The sequence below is a fragment of the Acidovorax sp. MR-S7 genome (assembly GCF_000400995.2).
GTDB lineage: Bacteria > Pseudomonadota > Gammaproteobacteria > Burkholderiales > Burkholderiaceae_C > MR-S7.
The window spans coordinates 115,354-132,994 of the sequence record NZ_DF238944.1 but is presented as its reverse complement, the minus strand read 5'-3'; the positions used below and the strand labels follow the sequence as shown (position 1 = coordinate 132,994).

The following is a 17,641-nucleotide window of genomic DNA, read 5'->3' as shown; positions in this document are numbered from 1 at the left end:
CGTCGGATACTGCTTACGCCTTGCCATTGGGCGAATCTACCGCAGGCGCTATCAAGTTCATAACACGCTCTAGCGCCGCCAGAACGCCGGCGCCAGCAGCGCCATGAAGCTCAGGATCTCCAGCCGCCCGAGCAGCATGGCGAGCGTGCACACCCAGAGCTGGAAGTCGGTGAGCACCGCGTAGTTCGACGCCGGCCCCAGCAAACCCAGGCCCGGGCCGGTGCAGTGCACGCTGGCCAGCACGGCGGAAAACGCGGTCACCATGTCCAGGTCGGTCAGCAGCAGCACCATGCTCAGCGTGATGACGGTGGCGCCGTACATCAGCATGAAGGCCAGCACCGAGAAGATCATGCGGTTGTCCACCACGCCCTCGCCCAGCCGCACGGGCTGCACCGCGCGCGGGTGCACGATGCGCGTCATCTCGCGGCGCGCCTGCTTGAGCAGGATGAGCATGCGCACCATCTTGATGCCCCCGCCCGTCGATCCCGCGCTGGTGGCCACGCCCGACAGCAGCAGCATGAACACCGGCGCGAACACCGGCCAGGCGAGGTAGTCGGTGGTGGTGAAGCCGGTCGTCGTGGCGACGGAGACGACGTGGAACATGCCGAAGCGCAGCGCCTCCAGCGGCCCGTACACGCCCTTGGCCCACAGCAGCAGCGCCACCAGCAGCCCGCCGCCGATCAGCGCGGCCATGGTGGCGCGCATCTCGGGGTCGCGCCAGAAACCCTGCCAGTTGCCCTTGCGCAGGGCGATGAAATACAGGGCGAAGTTGCAGCTCGCGCACAGCATGAACACCAGCGCGATCGCCTCCACCAGCGGCGAGTGGTAGTAGCCCAGGCTCTCGTCGTGCGGCGACAGCCCGCCCAGGCTCACCGTGGCGAACATGTGCATGAGCGCTTCCTGCGGCGCCATGCCGGCCAGCCAGTAGGCCAGCGCACAGGCCAGCGAGAACAGCACGTAGACGCCCCACAGGCCCTTGGCCGTCTCAGTCATGCGCGGGGTGAGCTTGGTGTCCTTCACCGGGCCGGCCGCCTCGGCCTTGAAGAGCTGGCTGCCGCCCACTCCCAGCAGCGGCAGCACCGCCACGGCCAGGATCAGGATGCCCATGCCACCGATCCACTGCATGAAGGTGCGCCACACGTTCACCGACAGCGGCAGCGTGTCCAGCCGCGCCAGCACCGTGGAGCCGGTGGTGGTCAGGCCCGAGACGGCCTCGAAATACGCATGCGTGACCGACATCGGCCGGCCGATGGCCTGCATCACCATCAGCAGCGGCAGCGCCGCGAAGAACGGGATCACCATCCACACCAGCGACACCAGCATCACGCCGTGGCGTGGCAGCAGCTCGCGCCGGTGCTCGCGCAGGCCTACCCAGAGGATGGCGCTGGACAGGCAGGTGACGCAGATCGCCAGCGCGTACTGCGGCCACAGCCCCTCGTGCGCCCACAGCGACGCGGCCAGCGGCACGCACAGCGAGACGGCGAACATGGCCAGCAGCGCTCCGAGCACGCGCAGGACGGGCAGCACATCGGACATGGCGGCGTCAGAAGAAGGTCGCGCTCACGCGGAACAGCCGCTCCACCTCGCGCACCAGGCGCTTGTGGGGCAGGAAGAACACCACGTGGTCGTTGCTCTCGATCACCGTGTGGCTGCGCGGGATGATCACCTGCGGCTCGGCAGCGGGGGCGGCGCCCTGTGCATCGCCCGCATCGGGCAGGCCGCGCACGATCAGGCCCATGTGCACCTGGGCCGGCAGGTGGATCTCGCTGACCCTGCGCCCCACCACGCGCGAACTCTTGCGGTCGCCGCGCGCCACGATCTCCAGCGCCTCGGCCACGCCGCGGCGCAGGCTGTGCACCGCCTGCACGTCGCCGCGGCGCACGTAAGCCAGCAGCTCGCCCAGCATGGCCTGCGCGGGCGACAAGGCGATGTCGATCTGCGTGCCGTGCATCAGGTCGGCGTAGGTGCGGCGGTTGATGAGGGCCAGCACGCGGCTCGCGCCCATGCGCTTGGCGAGCAGGCAGGACATGATGTTGTCCTCGTCGTCGTCGGTGAGCGCGAGGAACAGGTCCACCTCCTCGATGCTCTCCTCGCTCAGCAGGTCCTCGTCGGTGGCGTCGCCCTGCAGCACGAGGATGTCGGACGGCAGCTCGGAGGCCAGCGCCACGCAGCGCTCCTGGCTCTCCTCCAGGATCTTGATGTGAAAGCGCCCCAACTGCCCGAGCTGCCGCGCCAGCCGCATCCCCACGCGCCCGCCGCCCGCGACCATGATGCGCCGCACGGGCCGCGCCGGATGGCCGTTCTGGTGGTAGAGCGCCGCCAGCACCTGCGGGATCTGCTCGCGCGCGGAGAGCACGAACACCTCGTCGCCCGGCTCCACGCGGGTGGCGCCGTCGCAAGGCACGAAGCGGTCAGGCTCATCGGGGAAGCGCCGGTAGATGGCCACGATGCGCATGGCCACGTCGGGCGCGGTCTCGCGCATGGTGGCGATGCGCATGCCCACCATGGACGCGCCGGGGCGCGCACGCACCGACACCAGGCAGGCGCGCCCGCCCGCGAACTCGCGCACCTGCAGCGCCTCGGGGTATTCGACGAGCTTGCCGATGTAGCGCGTCAGCGACTCCTCGGGGCAGATGATGCGGTCCACGCCGAAGCCGTCCTTGCCCAGCAGCTGGTCGTCGTGCTCCAGCGCGAAGCCCGACGAGCGCACGCGCGCGATGCGCGTGGGAATGTTGAACACCAACTGCGCCACCTTGCAGCAGACCAGGTTGGTCTCGTCCTGCGCGGCGCAGGCGATCAGCAGGTCGGTGTCGCGCGCGCCGGCTTCGGCCAGCACCTGCGGATCGATGCCGTTGCCCACCACGCCGCGCAGGTCGAAGCGCGCCTCCAGCTCGCGCAGGCGCTCCGCGTCGGTGTCGATGACGGTGATGTCGTTCTTCTCGGAAACCAGGCTGTCGGCCACGCTGTAGCCCACGCGGCCGGCGCCGAGGATGATGATCTTCATGGCGCCGTCGGCGTCAGTGGCGGACTTCGCCCTCGCCCAGCACGATCCACTTGAGCGACGTGAGGCCTTCGATGCCCACGGGCCCGCGCGCGTGGAACTTGTCGGTGCTGATGCCGATCTCCGCGCCCAGCCCGTACTCGAAGCCGTCGGCGAAGCGCGTGCTGGCGTTGACCATCACGCTGGCCGAATCCACGTCGCGCAGGAAGCGCTGGGCGTGCAGGTGGTCGCGCGTGAGGATGGCGTCGGTGTGGTGGCTGCCGTAGCGGTTGATGTGCGCGATGGCTTCATGCACCCCCGCCACCACCTTCACGCTGATGATGGGCGCGAGGTATTCCTCGCCCCAGTCGGCCTCGGTGGCCTCGGCCAGATGGGCGCCGGGCACGGCGCGCAGGATCGCCAGCGCCTCGGCGTCGCAGCGCATCTCCACGCCCTTGGCGGCGTAGACGGCACCGATGCGCGGCAGGAAATCGGCCGCCACGCCGCGTGCCACCAGCAGGCCTTCGCTGGCGTTGCAGGGGCTGTACTTCTGGGTCTTGGCGTTGTCGGCCACCTTCACGGCCATGTCCAGGTCGCAGGGATCGTCCACATACGTATGGCAGTTGCCGTCCAGGTGCTTGATGACGGGCACCTTGGCCTCGCGGCTGATGCGCTCGATCAGGCCCTTGCCGCCGCGCGGGATGACCACGTCCACGTACTGCGGCATGGCGATGAGCTGGCCCACGGCCTCGCGGTCGGTGGTCTGCACGAGCTGCACCGCGTCCTGCGGCAGGCCGGCCTCGGCCAGCGCCTGCTGCACCAGCCGGGCCAGCGCCTTGTTGGAGTCGATGGCCTCGGAGCCGCCGCGCAGGATACAGGCGTTGCCGCTCTTGATGGACAGGCTGGCCGCCTCGATGGTCACGTTGGGCCGGCTCTCGTAGATCATGCCGAACACCCCGATGGGCACGCGCATCTGGCCCACGCGGATGCCGCTGGGCTGCTGCTTCATCCCGAGGACCTCGCCGATGATGTCGGGCATGGCCGCGAGCTGCTCGCAGCCCTGGGCGCAGGTCTCCAGCACCTTGGGGCTGAGCTTGAGCCGGTCGACCATGGGCTCGGCCAGGCCGGCGGCACGGGCGCGCTCCAGATCGCGCGCGTTGTCCGCCTGCAGCGGCAGGACGCTCTCGCGCAACAGGCGCGCCAAGGCCAGCAACGCTTTGTTTTTGATAGCTGCTGGCGCTTGCGCCATAAGCCCTGAGGCCATTTTTGCCTGCAAACCAAGCGTCTGGGTGTATTCGGCGATGTGGAGCGCGTTCATGGGCGTGATTCTGACGCATCGGGCCGCCCGGCGCTGGCGCCGGGCCACCCCGGCAGCACGAGCGTGGCATCGAGCCCGCGCACGGCGCCGTCCACCCGCCGGTTCTCCACCACCAGGCGGCCGCCGCAGGCCTGGGCCAGGTCGCGGCAGATGGCCAGGCCCAGGCCGGCGCCCCGGCCGCCCACCGCGCCGCTGACGAAGGGCACGAACAGGTCGTGCTGCATCTGCGCGGACAGGCCCGGCCCGTCGTCGTGCACCACCAGGCGCACGCCCTGTGCGTCCTGCTGCAGGCGCATGCCCAGCGCGCCGCCCTCGGGCGTGTAGGTCAAGGCGTTGTGCAGCAGGTTCATGGCGATCTCGCGCACCATCCAGGCCGGCCCCGTCCAGGGGCAGGGCTCGGCATCGAGCTGGAAGTCCTGGTGGCGTGCAGCGATGAGCGGCGACAGCTCCACGGCCACTTCCTCCAGCAGCGCGCGCAGATCCACCGTGGCGATCTGCTCTGCGGGCACGCCGGCGCGCGCACGGTTCCATGCCAGCAGCTGCTGCACCACGCGCGCGGTGCGGCGCGTGGTGGCGGCCACCTGCTCCAGGGCCTCGCGCGCGGGCAGCTCGCCCGCCAGGCCGGCATGGGCCTGCAGCTGCAGCACGGCCAGCGGCGTGCGCAGCTGGTGCGAGGCGTCGGCCACGAAGCGCTGCTGCGCCGCCTGCGCCTCGCGCGCGCGCTCCAGCAGGCCGTTGAAGGCGCTCACCGCGGGCAGCAGTTCCTGCGGGGTCTGCGGCTGCACGGCCACGGGCTCCAGGTCGGTGGCCGGGCGCGCCTCCAGCTGGCGCGCGAACACGCGCAGGGGGCGCAGGGCCACGGTGGCCACGCACCAGATCAGCACCACCAGCAGGGCCAGCAGCGCCGACTGGCGCGCCAGCGTCTGCCAGAGGATGCCGCGCGCGATGCGGTCGCGGTACTGCGAGGGCTCGCCCACCTGCACCACCACGTAGCGCATGCCGTCGTGCGTCTCCACGGGCTGCCACAGCGCCGCCATGCGCACGGGCTCGCCCGCGAGCTGCGTGCCGTAGAGCGCCAGGCGCACGCCGTAGCGCGGGTGCACGGGCGCCAGGCCCGCATAGGGCGCCACGGCGCGCTCGCCCGCGAGGTATTCGCCGTTCAGGTAGCTCACGCGGTAGATCATGCGGCTGCGCGTGACGGCGTCACCGCGCCGGCCGGCCACCTCGGCCTCGTCGCCGTAGAGCTCCAGCGCCGCGTGCGGCAGGGTGATCTGCAGCTCGCCGCCCTCCAGGTGGATCAGGTCGGCCAGTGCGTGGGCCGAGGTGACCAGCAGCCGGTCGAACGCGCTCTGCGCAATGCCCGCCGCCGCGCGGTACGAGGCCCAGGCATCCACCAGGATGAACAGCGCCACCGGCAGCGCCAGCCACAGCATCAGCCGCTGGCGCACCGCACGGCCGCCGCGGCGCTCAGCCATGGGGCGACCGCACTTCCTGGATCAGGTAGCCCAGGCCGCGCAGCGTGGTGATCTGCACCTGCGTGTGGGCCAGCTTCTTGCGCAGGCGGTGCACCACCACCTCCACGGCGTCGGGCTGGCTCGGCGGCTCGGAGCCGAAGGCCAGCGCGGTGAGCCGGGCCTTGGTGATGGCGCGGCCCGGGTGCTCCATCAACCCCGCGAGCAGTGCGCTCTCGCGCGGCGTGAGTTCCAGCGCCTGCGTGCCCCAGTAGAAGGCGCCGGCGCCCCGGTCCAGGCGCAGCTCGCCGCAGCGCGGCTCGTCCTGCACGCCCGCGCGGCGCGCAAGGGCGCGCAGGCGGGCCTCCAGCTCGTCGGGGTCGAAGGGCTTGGCGAGGTAGTCGTCCGCCCCGGCGTTGAGCCCGGCCACGCGGTCGCCCACGGCGCCGCGCGCGGTGAGCACGAGCACCGGCAGCGCCAGGCCCCGCGCGCGCAGGCGCTGCAGCAGCTGCAGCCCGTCCATGCCGGGCAGGCCCAGGTCGAGCACGACGAGCTCGAACAGCTCGCGCTCCAGCAGGTGCAGCGCCTCGGCGCCGTGGGTGCAGTGCATGACGTGGAAGCCCCGCCGCGTGAGCAGACGCGTGAGGGCGCCGCTCAGGTCGAAGTCGTCCTCGACGACGAGCACCCTCATGCTTGCGCTCCGTCAGGGCTAGGGTTACTCCGGTCGGTTTTGAAAGGCAATTGAAAGCTCTCTGAAGGCAGGCCGAAAGGATAGCGCCACGGCGCGCGGGGCGGCTTCCTATAGTCGGGCACATTTTTCTGGATCGCCTGCGAGGAACGCCATGCCCAACACCTCTTCCACCCCCATCGTCCTGCGCGGCGCCTTCGCCGCCGCCGTGCTGCTGGCCGCCGCCGGCGCCCAGGCGCAGGACGCCTGTACCCACCGCGGCGACCTCGACGCGCAGTTCTGCGACGCCAACCGCGACCTGGTGGCCGACACGCCCACCGATCCCAAGCGCCTGAAGGACCCGAGCACGCTGGTGTTCGCCTTCACGCCCGTGGAAGACCCCTCCATCTACGAGAAGCTGTTCCGCCCCTTCATGGGCCACCTGTCGCAGTGCGTGGGCAAGAAGGTGGTGTTCTTCCCGGTGCAGTCCAACGCCGCGCAGATCGAGGCCATGCGCTCGGGCCGCCTGCACATCGCCGCGTTCTCGCCGGGCCCGGTGAACTTCGCGGTGAACCTGTCGGGCGCCGTGCCGTTCGCCATCCGCGGCAACGACCAGGGCCCGGTGGGCATGTACCTGAAGATGATCGTGCGCAAGGACAGCCCCTACCAGAAGCTCGAAGACCTGAAGGGCAAGCGCATCGCGCACACCTCGCCCTCGTCCAACTCGGGCAACCTGGCGCCGCGCGCACTGTTCCCCAAGATCGGCCTGACGCCCGACACCGACTACAAGGTGGTCTATTCGGGCAAGCACGACCAGTCCATCCTCGGCGTGAAGACGGGCGACTACGACGCCGCCCCCGTGGCCAGCGACGTGCTGCAGCACATGACCGAGCGCGGCGTGGTCAAGGGCGACGATTTCCGCGTGCTCTACACCAGCCAGATGTTCCCCACGGACGCCTACGCCTACGCGCACAACCTGGCGCCCGCGCTGCAGGACAAGATCAAGCAGTGCTTCTTCGACTACAAGGTGCCGGCCGAGATGGCCAAGGGCCTGGGCGGCGACCGCTTCCTGCCCATCACCTACCAGAAGGACTGGGAGCTGGTGCGCACCGTGGCCACGTCGGCCGGCGAGCTGTTCACGCGCGAGGCCTTCGACAAGGCCGCCGCGGGCAAGAAGTGAGCGGCGCGCTGCATATCGAGCGGCTGGTCAAGGAGTACAAGCCCGGCGCGCCGGTGCTCAAGTCGATCGACCTCGCCATCGAGGGCACGGGGCTCACGAGCATCATCGGCCCCTCGGGCACGGGCAAGTCCACGCTGATTCGCTGCATCAACCGGCTGGTCGCGCCCACGTCGGGCCGCATCCTGCTGGACCTGCCGGGCGAGCGCGTGAACATGGCCCAGCTGCAGGGCCGCGCGCTGCGCCGCGCGCGCCGGCACATCGGCATGGTGTTCCAGGAATACAACCTCGTGGAACGCCTGTCGGTGATGGAAAACGTGCTCACCGGCCGCCTGGGCTACCTCTCGGCCTGGCGTGCATGGCGCCGCCAGTTCGACCCCGAGGACGTGGAGCGCGCCTACGCGCTGCTCGATACCGTGGGCCTGGCCGCCTTCGCCGGCCAGCGCGCCGACGCGCTGAGCGGCGGCCAGCGCCAGCGCGTGGGTATCGCGCGTGCGCTGATGCAGCAGCCCGCCGTGCTGCTGGCCGACGAGCCCACCTCCTCGCTCGACCCCAAGACCTCGGTGGAAATCATCCAGCTGCTGCGCGAGCAAGGCGTGCAGCGCGGCATCCCGGTGATGGTCAATATCCACGACGTGGAGCTGGCACGCCGCTACTCCGACCGCATCGTCGGCATGACGGGCGGCCACGTGGTCTACGACGGCCCGCCCGATGGGTTGACCGACGAGCACCTGCACACGATCTACGGCGGCACGGCATGGCTGGAGTGAAACGACAACCCCCTGAGCGGCTGCGCCGCTTCCCCCTTCTCTCGGCTTCGCCGGGAAGGGGGACGCCGCCCGTGCGGCGGGGCGGCCCTTGCACGGCGGCCCTCGCCTGGCGCGCGCCGGTTGCATGGGGCGCGTGCGACGCACATCATCGTGGAGAACTGGAATGAAATCCGCCATTCCCCGTCCCTTCGCCTGGAGCACGGGCCACAAGCTGGCCCTGGCCGCCATGCTGGCCTACTGCGCCTGGAGCCTGGCAGGCATGGGCGTGTCGCCCGAGCGCCTGGCCTCCGGCTGGGAGCAGGGCGCGAAGTTCATCGGCCGCATGTTCCCGCCCGAGCTGGGCAAGATGGACGAGCTCTGGCAGGGCATCAAGGAGACGCTGCAGATCGCCGTTCTGGCCACGGCGCTCGGCCTGCTGCTGAGCCTGCCCGTGGGCCTGCTCGCGGCGGCCAACCTCTCGCCCGCCCCGCTGCGCATGGCCGGCCGCACCCTGATCGCCGCATGCCGCGCGCTGCACCCGGTCATCAGCGCCATCCTGTTCGTGAAGGCCGTGGGCTTCGGGCCGCTGGCGGGCATCCTGGCGCTGGTGGTGGCCACCGTGGGCTTCGTGGGCAAGCTGTTCGCCGACGCGATCGAGGAAATCTCGCCCAAGCCCATCGAGGCGATGCGCGCCACGGGCGCCTCGTTCGCCAACGTGGTGCTGTTCGGCGTGCTGCCGCAGGTGGCCTCGCGCTTCGTGGGCTTTTCCACCTACCAGCTCGACTCGAACCTGCGCAACTCCACCATGGTCGGCATCGTGGGCGCGGGCGGCATCGGCGGCGCGCTGTTCGCGGCCTTCCTGCGCTACGAGTACAGCTTCGTGTTCACCATCCTCGCCACCGTGATCGCCATCATCGTCGTGGGCGAGATCGTGGTGAACGCCGTGCGAAAGGCCCTCGATGTCTGAGCACGCAATGCAATGGCAGCGCCATAGCCCGGGCCAGCGCCTGCTGCGCTACGCGCTGTGGCTGTTCACCGTGGCCGCCATCGTGCAGGCCGCGCGCACGGTGGAGGTGATCCCCGAATTCCTGGCCGACGCGCCCGAGCAGATGGCCGACATGCTGCGGCGCATGTGGCCCGTGGACTGGGGCTATTACCGCGAAGGCGTGCACGCCGCGCTCATGGAAACGCTGCACATGGCCACGCTGGGCACGCTGCTGTCGCTGGCCCTGGCGCTGCCGCTGGGCGTGATGGTGGCGCCCAACGTCACGCGCAGCCGGGCCCTGAACTTCATCGCGCGCGTGCTGCTGGTGGCCAGCCGCTCGGTCAACTCGCTGGTGTGGGCGTTGCTGTTCGTGGCCATTTTCGGGCCGGGGCCGCTGGCGGGCATGCTGGCGATCGCGCTGCGCTCGGTGGGCTTCGTGGGCAAGCTGGTGGGCGAGGCGCTGGAGCAGGCGCCGCGCGGCCCCATCGAGGCGCTGCAGGCCGCGGGCGCCTCGCGCTTCGCGCAGCTCTGGTACGGGCACTGGCCGCACATCAAGCCGGCCTTCTGGTCGGTGGCGCTGCTGCGCTGGGACATCAACGTGCGCGAATCGGGCGTGCTCGGCCTCGTGGGCGCGGGCGGCATCGGCGTGGTGCTCAACACCGCCATCGACCTGTTCCACTGGAACCGCGTGGCGCTGGTGCTCGCCGCCATCTTCGCCGTGGTGGTGGTGGCCGAGGTGGTGGTGCTGCAGATCCGCAAGCGGGTGCTGTAGGCTCGCCTGTCATGACCGCCGACCTCGCCGCCCTCCAGCTGGACAACCTGCACAGCGACCTGCAGGCCCTGCGCGACATGCGCATCACCAACCACGCCTTCAGCGCCGCCGCGCGCGGCCACGCCGTGCTGCTGGCGGCCCTGCCGCCGCGCTACGGCGAAGTGCTGCTGGGCCTGCTGGACCGGCTGGAGGCCGGCGCGCTGTTCACCGAAGAAAGCTGCTCGTTCAGCCACAAGGAGCTGGTGGACAGCCTGGAGCTCTGGGTGGAAAAGGCGCGCACGGCGCTCCTCAAAAAATAGCTTCCCGCGCTTGTCCGGCAAGCGCTGGAGCCATTTTCAACGTGCAACCTTGCACACCTGCAGCGCCAGCCGCTGCAGCGCCTGCCAGCCGTCCGTGGGCCAGTCGGGCGCCTTCAGGCCCTTGACGATGCCGTCCACCACGTGGGCCGACTGCAGCAGGCGCGCCAGGGCCGCGTCGCTGGCCTGGGGCAGGATGCGCTCGAACAGGCGCTCCTTCGCGCCCCAGACGCGGTTCTCGCGCAGGGCCATGGGCAGGGGCTTGCCGGCGTTCATGGCGTCCTTCACGCGCTTGAGGGCGCGTATGTCTTCGGCCAGCGTCCAGTGCACGAGCACCTCGGCCTCGCCCTCGGCCTGCAGGCCGTCGAGCATGCGCTGCATGCGCGCGACCTGGCCGGAGAGCACGGCCTCGCTGAGCTTGAACACGTCGTAGCGCGCCACGTTGAGCACGGCCGCTTCGACCTGCGCCCAGGTCAGCTCGCCCTCGGGGTGGAGCAGCGCGAGCTTCTGGATCTCCTGGTGCGCGGCGAGCAGGTTGCCTTCCACACGGTCGGCGAAGAACTGCAGCGTGCGCTGGCCTTCCTCGCCCGCCACCACGCGCTGGCCCTGGGCCGCGAGGCGCTGGGCGATCCACTGCGGGAGCTGTGCGCGCTCCACCGGGTCGATCTGCACGCTGGCGCCCGCCGACTCCAGCGCGCCGAACCACGCGCCGGTGCGGGTGGCCTTGTCGAGCCGGGGCAGCAGCACGATGGTGAGCGTGCTGTCGTTGCCGCGCGCGGACTGGGCGATCTGCTGCAGCGCCGCGCTGCCGTCCTTGCCGGGTTTGCCCGAGGGGATGCGGATCTCGACGATCTGCTTGTCGGCGAACAGGCTCAGGGAGCCGCCGGCCGCGAGCACGGCGCTCCAGTCGAAGTGCGCGCCGGCGACGGTGTGGCTGCTGCGCTCGGTGTAGCCCTGCTCTCGCGCGGCGGCGCGGATGGCATCCTGCGCCTCCTGCTGCAGCAGCGGCTCGTCGCCGTGCAGCACGTAGAGCGGCTGCACGCCCTTGCGCAGGTGTGCGGCGAGCTGGTTCAGCGGGATTTGAGCCAAATCGGCCTCCAGCGCTTATCCATAAAGCGCAAGCAGCTATACAAAAAATAGCGATGTGCACACCGTCCGCGACTGGCGCGCGCGGCGCCAGCGACCGCCGTGGAGCCGGCTTTGCCAGGCCGCGGGCGGTGTCCCCCTTCCCGAAGGAGAAGGGGGAAGACGCGAAGCGGCTCAGGGAGTTGCACCGATTTTCACTGCCGCCAGGCGGCGCATGAGCTGCTGCACCAGGTCGGTCTGCATGTTGCGGAACAGCAGCGCCTCTTCGCCCTCCTTGGAGAGCGCGATGGTTTCGTTGTAGCTGATGTCGCGCTGCTGCAGCAGCTCGGTGTCGGGAATCCATTCCTGCCCCTGCTGGCCGCGCAGGCGGAAGTGCACGCGCAGGCGCAGCTGCAGCTCGCGCACCTGGCCCGCGGCGTTCAGGCCGACGACGACGCGCTCCTGCCGCTCGGAGAGCAGGTCCAGGATGGCCTCGGCCTGCGTGAGCTGGGCGGGCTCGGTGAGCACCGTGAGGTCGCCGCCCGCGCCCTGCAGCGTGCGCCGCAGCTCGCGCGCCAGCGGCGAGCTGGCGGGCGCCTGCACGTACAGCGAGCGGAAGCCGAAGCTGGGCGCGCCGCGCAGGCGGAAGCCGCAGGCGGCCAGGGGCGCTGCGGCCAGTGTGGTGAGCAGCGTGCGCCTTTGCATCACACCACCACGTTGACCAAACGGCCCGGCACGACGATCACCTTCTTGGGCGTCTTGCCTTCGGCGAATTTCTGGAAGTCCTCGCTGGCGACGGCGGCCTGCTCGATGGCGGCCTTGTCGGCCGTGGCGGGCACGCGGATCGCGCCGCGCAGCTTGCCGTTGACCTGCAGCACCAGCTCCAGCTCGTCCTGCTCCAGCGCGGACGGATCGACCTGCGGCCAGGGCGCGTCGAGCAGCTCTCCCAGCGTGCCCGCGTAGCCCAGCTCGCGCCACAGCGCATGCGTGATGTGCGGCGTGGCCGGGTAGAGCACGCGCAGCAGGATGCCGAAGCCCTCGATGAGCGCGACCTGCGCGCCCGCGTCCTCCATGGCCTTGAAGTCTTCCAGCGCGTTGATCATCTTCATCGCGCCCGAGACCACGGTGTTGTACTGCATGCGCTGGTAGTCGTAGTCCACCTGCTTGAGCACGGTGTGAATCTCCAGGCGCAGGGCCTTCGCGGCCTTGCCGAATTGCACGTCTTTCAGGCTGCCAGCGCCTGCCACGCTAGCGCTGGCCGCTTCCTTATCGATAGCAGACAGCTTCACGCCAAAGTTCCACACGCGGCGCAGGAAGCGGTAGCTGCCTTCCACGGCCGCGTCGTTCCACTCCAGCGTCAGCTCGGGCGGGGCGGTGAACATGGTGTACAGGCGCGCGGTGTCGGCGCCGTACTTCTCGATCAGGTGCTGCGGGTCGACGCCGTTGTTCTTGGACTTGGACATGGTGCCCACGCCCTCGTAGTCGATGGGCGTGCCCACGGGCAGCAGGCCGTCGCCGCTCTCGGCCGGGTTCTTCAGCTTGGCGCCGATGATCTTGCCCGCGTCGTCGAACACGTGCTCCACGTCGTGCGGCCAGAAGTAGTCCTTGCCGCCCTTGGCGGTGCGGCGGCTGTAGATGTGGTTGAGCACCATGCCCTGCGTGAGCAGCTTGGTGAAAGGCTCATCGACCTTGACGAGGCCCAGGTCGCGCATCACCTTGGTCCAGAAGCGCGCGTACAGCAGGTGCAGGATGGCATGCTCGATACCGCCGATGTACTGGTCCATCGGCATCCAGTAGTCGGCGCCGCCGGCCACCATCTGCTCGGCGTTCTTCGCGTCGCAGTAGCGCATGAAGTACCACGAGCTGTCCACGAAGGTGTCCATCGTGTCCGTCTCGCGGCGCGCGCTCTTGCCGCAGCAGGGGCAGACCACGCCGGCATGAAAGGCCTCGCTTTTCACGAGCGGGTTGCCCGAGCCGTCGGGCACCAGGTCCTGCGGCAGCACCACGGGCAGGTCCTTTTCCGGCACGGGCTGCGGGCCGCAGGCTTCGCAGTGGATGATGGGGATCGGCGTGCCCCAGTAGCGCTGGCGGCTGATGCCCCAGTCGCGCAGGCGCCAGGTGGTCTTGAGCTCGCCCAGGCCCTTTTCATGGAGCGCGTGAGCCACGGCGGCCACGGCCTCCTGGTAGCCCATGCCGCTGAAGTTGTCGGAGTTGATAGTGACGCCGCGTTCCTTGTCGCCGTACCAGTCCTGCCAGTGGTGGTAGTCGAAGGTTTCGCCATCGACCAGCACCACCTGCTTGATCTCGATGCCGTACTTGAGCGCGAATGCGAAGTCGCGCTCGTCGTGCGCGGGCACGCCCATCACGGCGCCGTCGCCGTAGCTCATGAGCACGTAGTTGCCCACCCACACCTCCACCGGCTCGCCCGTGATCGGGTGCGTGACGGAAAGGCCGGTTTTCATGCCCTCCTTTTCCTTCACGGCCAGCTCGGCCTCGGTGGTGCCGCCCTTCTTGCATTCCTCGATGAAGGCGGCGAGCTGCGGGTTACCGGCCGCCGCGTGCTGGGCCAGCGGGTGCTCGGGCGCCACGGCGCAGAAGGTGACGCCCATGATGGTGTCGGCGCGCGTGGTGAAGACGTACATCTTCCCGTCCTGGATCAACTGGCCGTCGGCGCCTTGGATGCCGTGCGTGAACGCGAAGCGCACGCCGCTGGACTTGCCGATCCAGTTCTCCTGCATCAGCCGCACCTTGTCGGGCCAGCCGTTGAGCGTCGCCTTCTCGCCGCCGACCTGCACGTGGTCCAGCAGCTCCTGCGCGTAGTCGGTGATCTTGAGGTAGTAGCCGGGGATCTCGCGCTTTTCCACCGGCGCGCCGGTGCGCCAGCCCTTGCCGTCGATGACCTGCTCGTTGGCGAGCACCGTCTGGTCCACCGGGTCCCAGTTCACCACCTGGGTCTTGCGGTAGGCGATGCCCTTGTCCAGCATCTTCAGGAACAGCCACTGGTTCCACCGGTAGTAGTCGGGGTCGCAGGTGGCGACCTCGCGGCTCCAGTCGATGGCCAGGCCCATCGCCTGCATCTGCTGCTTCATGTAGGCGATGTTGTCGTAGGTCCACTGCGCGGGCGGCACCTTGTTCTTGAGCGCCGCGTTCTCGGCCGGCAGGCCGAAGGCGTCCCAGCCCATGGGCATCAGGACGTTGTAGCCCTTCATGCGCAGCTGGCGCGTGAGCATGTCGTTGATGGTGTAGTTGCGCACGTGGCCCATGTGCAGCTTGCCGCTGGGGTAGGGCAGCATGGAGCAGGCGTAGAACTTCGGCCGGGCCGCGTCCTCTGTGACGCGGTAGGCGTCCAGGGCGGTCCAGTGGGCATGCGCGGCGCGCTCCACCTCGGTGTGGTTGTATTTGTCTTGCATGGAAGCTGGGAATCTAGGGAACCGTGCCGGGACGCGGTGGTCACAATCGGCGGCTACGCCGGATTCTAGGCGTTCATCCCCCCCACCCTCTGCACTGCCGGCCCGCCGCATGGGCCGGCCCGCTTTCCCTTTGCAAGGAGATTTCTTCACGTGCCCGCCCTCACGCTGCTGGATTCGTTCGACCCCTGGATGCAGGCCGCCATCGGCCTGGCCGCCCTGCTGGTGCTGGCCGGGTGCGCGCAGGCCGTGGCGCAGTACGTGCTGCTGCACACGGTGCCGCGCATCCGCGAGCGCATGGGCGTGCGCTGGGCGCGCGTGGTCTGGCACGACAAGGTGCTGCGGCGCCTGGCGCACGTGGCGCCCTCGCTGGTGGTGCAGGCAGGCATCGCCGCCGTGCCGCACCTGCACCCGGCCGCCATGGCGGTGGTGCGCAACGTGGCCGTGGCGGTCACGGTGCTGCAGCTGGTGCGCGCGCTGACGGCGCTGCTGGACGCCGTGCTGCACGAGCACGAGCGCGCGCCCGAAGGCGCGCCCACGTCCACGCGCTCCATCAAGAGCTACGTGCAGCTGGGCAAGCTGCTGCTGGTCCTGGTGGGCGCGATCGCCGTCGTGGCGGCGCTGGTGGACCGCTCGCCGCTGATCCTGCTGTCGGGCCTGGGCGCCATGTCGGCCGTGCTGATGCTGGTGTTCAAGGACACCATCCTCTCGTTCACCGCGGGCGTGCAGCTCTCCTCGAACGACATGCTGCGCGTGGGCGACTGGATCGAGATGCCCCAGGTGGGCGCCGACGGCTTCGTGGTGGACATCGCGCTGCACACCGTGAAGGTGCAGAACTGGGACAAGACCATCACCACCATCCCCACCTGGCGGCTGATGAGCGAGAGCTTCAAGAACTGGCGCGGCATGTTCAGCTCCGGCGGGCGGCGCATCCGCCGCGCGCTGCGGCTGGACACGAACGCGGTGCGCTTCCTGGCGGACGAGGAGATCGAGCGCCTGTCGCGCATCGCCCTGCTGCGCCCGTACCTGGAGGACAAGCGGCGCGACGTGCAGTCATCGAACGAGGCCGTGCGCGAGCGCCTGGGCGAGCACGCCGTGGCGCAGCCCGCCAACCTGCGGCGGCTGACCAACATCGGCACCTTCCGCGCCTACGTGCAGGCCTACCTGCGCGCGCACCCGCGCATCCACCAGGACATGCTGCTCATCGTGCGCACGCTGGAGCCCACGGCCGAGGGCGTGCCGCTGGAGCTGTACTGCTTCACCGCCACCACCGCCTGGGTGGAATACGAAGCCATCCAGGGCGACATCTTCGACCACCTGATCGCCGTGCTGCCGGAATTCGGCCTGCGGCTGTACCAGAGCCCCACGGGCGGGGACCTGCGGCTGGCGCTTCAGAAATAGGAGCTGGTTGTGCTTGTCTACCCTGAGTTTCAGATACGAAGTATCGTGAAACCCTTGAAAGCAAAGCGCAAGCAGCTCCTTTTTCAGGAATTCAGATGCTCTCGCTCTGCTTGAAGACCAGCCGCCCCAGCGGAACGCAGCCCGGCCCCGAGCAGGCCTTGCGCGGGAAGCGCGCCTGGTCGGGGTTGTCCGCCACGAGCCACCAGCCGTCGCCGTCGCGCTGCGCGCGGCGCACCAGCAGCTCGCCGTAGAAGTTGACGGCGAACACCCGCCCCTCGCGCAGCGTGACATCGGCGGTGTTGATGACGAACATGTCGCCCACGCACAGCGACGGTTCCATGCCGGGGTTCTTGACGCGCAGCGCCAGCAGCTGGCCGGGCGCATAGCCGCGCCGCGCCAGCCAGTGCTTGTGCAGGGACAGGGGCGCGTCCTCGTCCGTCTCGTCGGGGCAGACGGTGTAGCCCTCCGTGCCGGGGCTCACGCGCAGCTCGACCGGGAACAGCTCGTACACCAGCGGCCCCGTCTCAAAGTCGAAGGCCGCCATGGCCTCGCGCGCGCTCTGCGACGCGGCCGCCTGTGAAAACCACGCGTGCATGCCGCGCATGGCCTCGATGCGCCTGACCGTCTTGTCCGACACGGCCCGGTTGCCCAGCAGCATCTGGCGCACGAACGCGCCGCCGCCGTAGCCCAGCAGCCTGCCGAATGCCGTCACGTTGCCGCCGCTCACCTTCCTCACGGCATCGGCCAGACGGGTGCGGCGCAGCTCCTGAATCTGACTCTCGTCCATCGGAGCAAGGTAGCATGCTGATACTCATCAATTGCTCTCAATAACAAGTAGCAAATGATTCCATTGAATGACACGATTGCGCCATATCGGAATGTTAATCACTGTCAATCGAGACTAGTGATTTCCAACGTTGGTAGCAAATGCGATCAATAATCACGTAACTAGACGTTACCCATGACCGACTCACTCCCGCCCCTCCACCCAGGCTCTGCCTCCGCAGAAGGGGAGCTGCACGAGCAGTTGCTGGTGCAGACGCTGGAGCAGGCCATCGACGCCGTGGTCGTCATCGACGAGCACAACCGCGTGGTGCTGTTCAACGCGGCGGCCGAGGCCCTGTGGGGCTGGCCGCGCGTCGAGGTGCTGGGGCACAACGTGGACATGCTGGTGCCGCGCGGCATCCGTGCCGCGCACGACGGCTATGTGAACGCCAACCGCGCCACGGGCGTCAACCGCATCGTGGGCACCTCGCGCGAGGTGCCGGTGGAGCGCCGCGACGGCACGCGGCTGTGGGCGTCGATGTCGATCTCGCGCGTGGTGATCGGCCCGCGCGTGCTCTACACCGCCTTCCTCAAGGACGTGACCGCCC

15 protein-coding genes and 1 pseudogene are annotated in these 17,641 nt (G+C 69.5%); 7 read left to right on the top strand and 9 right to left on the bottom strand.

The features are described 5' to 3' along the window. Positions 1-69: 69 nt before the first annotated feature. From AVS7_RS15350 to AVS7_RS15330, 5 genes are read right to left on the bottom strand one after another with little or no spacing between them, the layout of a single operon-like run. Positions 70-1,536, bottom strand: a complete 1,467-nt coding sequence (locus tag AVS7_RS15350; RefSeq protein WP_020230648.1) for a TrkH family potassium uptake protein — start codon at positions 1,534-1,536, stop codon at positions 70-72. 7 nt (positions 1,537-1,543) lie between these two features. Beyond that, on the bottom strand, positions 1,544-3,004 hold the full coding sequence (trkA, locus tag AVS7_RS15345; protein WP_020230647.1) for a Trk system potassium transporter TrkA: 1,461 nt from the start codon (positions 3,002-3,004) through the stop codon (positions 1,544-1,546). Between the two features lie 13 nt (positions 3,005-3,017). Then, on the bottom strand, positions 3,018-4,298 hold the full coding sequence (locus AVS7_RS15340; RefSeq protein ID WP_024001646.1) for a glutamate-5-semialdehyde dehydrogenase: 1,281 nt from the start codon (positions 4,296-4,298) through the stop codon (positions 3,018-3,020). Next, positions 4,295-5,773 carry a sensor histidine kinase gene (locus AVS7_RS15335; RefSeq protein ID WP_020230645.1) on the bottom strand — a complete coding sequence of 493 codons (1,479 nt, stop codon included), beginning with the start codon at positions 5,771-5,773 and terminating at the stop codon, positions 4,295-4,297. Before AVS7_RS15335 ends, AVS7_RS15340 begins: the two co-directional genes overlap by 4 nt. Further along, positions 5,766-6,440, bottom strand: coding sequence for a response regulator transcription factor (locus tag AVS7_RS15330; protein WP_020230644.1), 675 nt, complete (start codon positions 6,438-6,440; stop codon positions 5,766-5,768). The genes AVS7_RS15335 and AVS7_RS15330 overlap by 8 nt, the downstream gene beginning before the upstream one ends. A gap of 151 nt (positions 6,441-6,591) precedes the next feature. On the opposite strand from AVS7_RS15330, the gene phnD reads away from it, so the two are divergent. The 5 genes from phnD to AVS7_RS15305 all read left to right on the top strand — a co-directional run bounded on the left by phnD (position 6,592) and on the right by AVS7_RS15305 (position 10,398). Beyond that, on the top strand, positions 6,592-7,596 hold the full coding sequence (gene phnD, locus AVS7_RS15325) for a phosphate/phosphite/phosphonate ABC transporter substrate-binding protein (RefSeq protein WP_020230643.1): 1,005 nt from the start codon (positions 6,592-6,594) through the stop codon (positions 7,594-7,596). Further along, a complete protein-coding gene (gene phnC, locus AVS7_RS15320; RefSeq protein WP_020230642.1) occupies positions 7,593-8,363 on the top strand; it encodes a phosphonate ABC transporter ATP-binding protein in 771 nt (256 codons plus the stop codon). Before phnD ends, phnC begins: the two co-directional genes overlap by 4 nt. A gap of 163 nt (positions 8,364-8,526) precedes the next feature. Then, positions 8,527-9,309 carry a phosphonate ABC transporter, permease protein PhnE gene (phnE, locus tag AVS7_RS15315; RefSeq protein ID WP_020230641.1) on the top strand — a complete coding sequence of 261 codons (783 nt, stop codon included), beginning with the start codon at positions 8,527-8,529 and terminating at the stop codon, positions 9,307-9,309. Then, complete coding sequence (phnE, locus tag AVS7_RS15310; RefSeq protein ID WP_034691728.1) at positions 9,302-10,099, top strand: phosphonate ABC transporter, permease protein PhnE; 798 nt, start codon at positions 9,302-9,304, stop codon at positions 10,097-10,099. Before phnE (AVS7_RS15315) ends, phnE (AVS7_RS15310) begins: the two co-directional genes overlap by 8 nt. 11 nt (positions 10,100-10,110) lie before the next feature. Beyond that, positions 10,111-10,398 (top strand): hypothetical protein, encoded by a 288-nt coding sequence (locus AVS7_RS15305; protein WP_020230639.1) that lies wholly within the window; start codon positions 10,111-10,113, stop codon positions 10,396-10,398. Positions 10,399-10,434: 36 nt separating this feature from the next. Here the strand turns inward: AVS7_RS15305 and holA are convergent, their stop codons facing one another. From holA to leuS, 3 genes are all read right to left on the bottom strand, one after another. Next, positions 10,435-11,484, bottom strand: coding sequence for a DNA polymerase III subunit delta (gene holA / locus AVS7_RS15300; protein ID WP_020230638.1), 1,050 nt, complete (start codon positions 11,482-11,484; stop codon positions 10,435-10,437). Between the two features lie 171 nt (positions 11,485-11,655). After that, a complete protein-coding gene (gene lptE, locus AVS7_RS15295; RefSeq protein WP_020230637.1) occupies positions 11,656-12,165 on the bottom strand; it encodes an LPS assembly lipoprotein LptE in 510 nt (169 codons plus the stop codon). Further along, positions 12,165-14,870: a leucine--tRNA ligase gene (gene leuS, locus AVS7_RS15290; protein WP_020230636.1), complete on the bottom strand. Its 2,706-nt coding sequence runs from the start codon at positions 14,868-14,870 to the stop codon at positions 12,165-12,167. Before leuS ends, lptE begins: the two co-directional genes overlap by 1 nt. Positions 14,871-15,059: 189 nt before the next feature. Here leuS and AVS7_RS15285 point away from each other — a divergent pair, with 189 nt between their 5' ends. Then, complete coding sequence (locus tag AVS7_RS15285) at positions 15,060-16,268, top strand: mechanosensitive ion channel family protein (protein WP_049696940.1); 1,209 nt, start codon at positions 15,060-15,062, stop codon at positions 16,266-16,268. A gap of 91 nt (positions 16,269-16,359) precedes the next feature. Here the strand turns inward: AVS7_RS15285 and AVS7_RS15280 are convergent, their stop codons facing one another. Further along, the gene (locus AVS7_RS15280) at positions 16,360-17,055 is read right to left on the bottom strand and encodes a S24 family peptidase (protein WP_020230634.1); all 696 of its coding nucleotides are present in this window, start codon (positions 17,053-17,055) and stop codon (positions 16,360-16,362) included. A 174-nt stretch (positions 17,056-17,229) separates the two neighbouring features. On the opposite strand from AVS7_RS15280, the pseudogene AVS7_RS25215 reads away from it, so the two are divergent. Continuing rightward, positions 17,230-17,598, top strand: a pseudogene (locus AVS7_RS25215) (PAS domain S-box protein); the annotation flags it as partial. Positions 17,599-17,641: the final 43 nt, after the last annotated feature.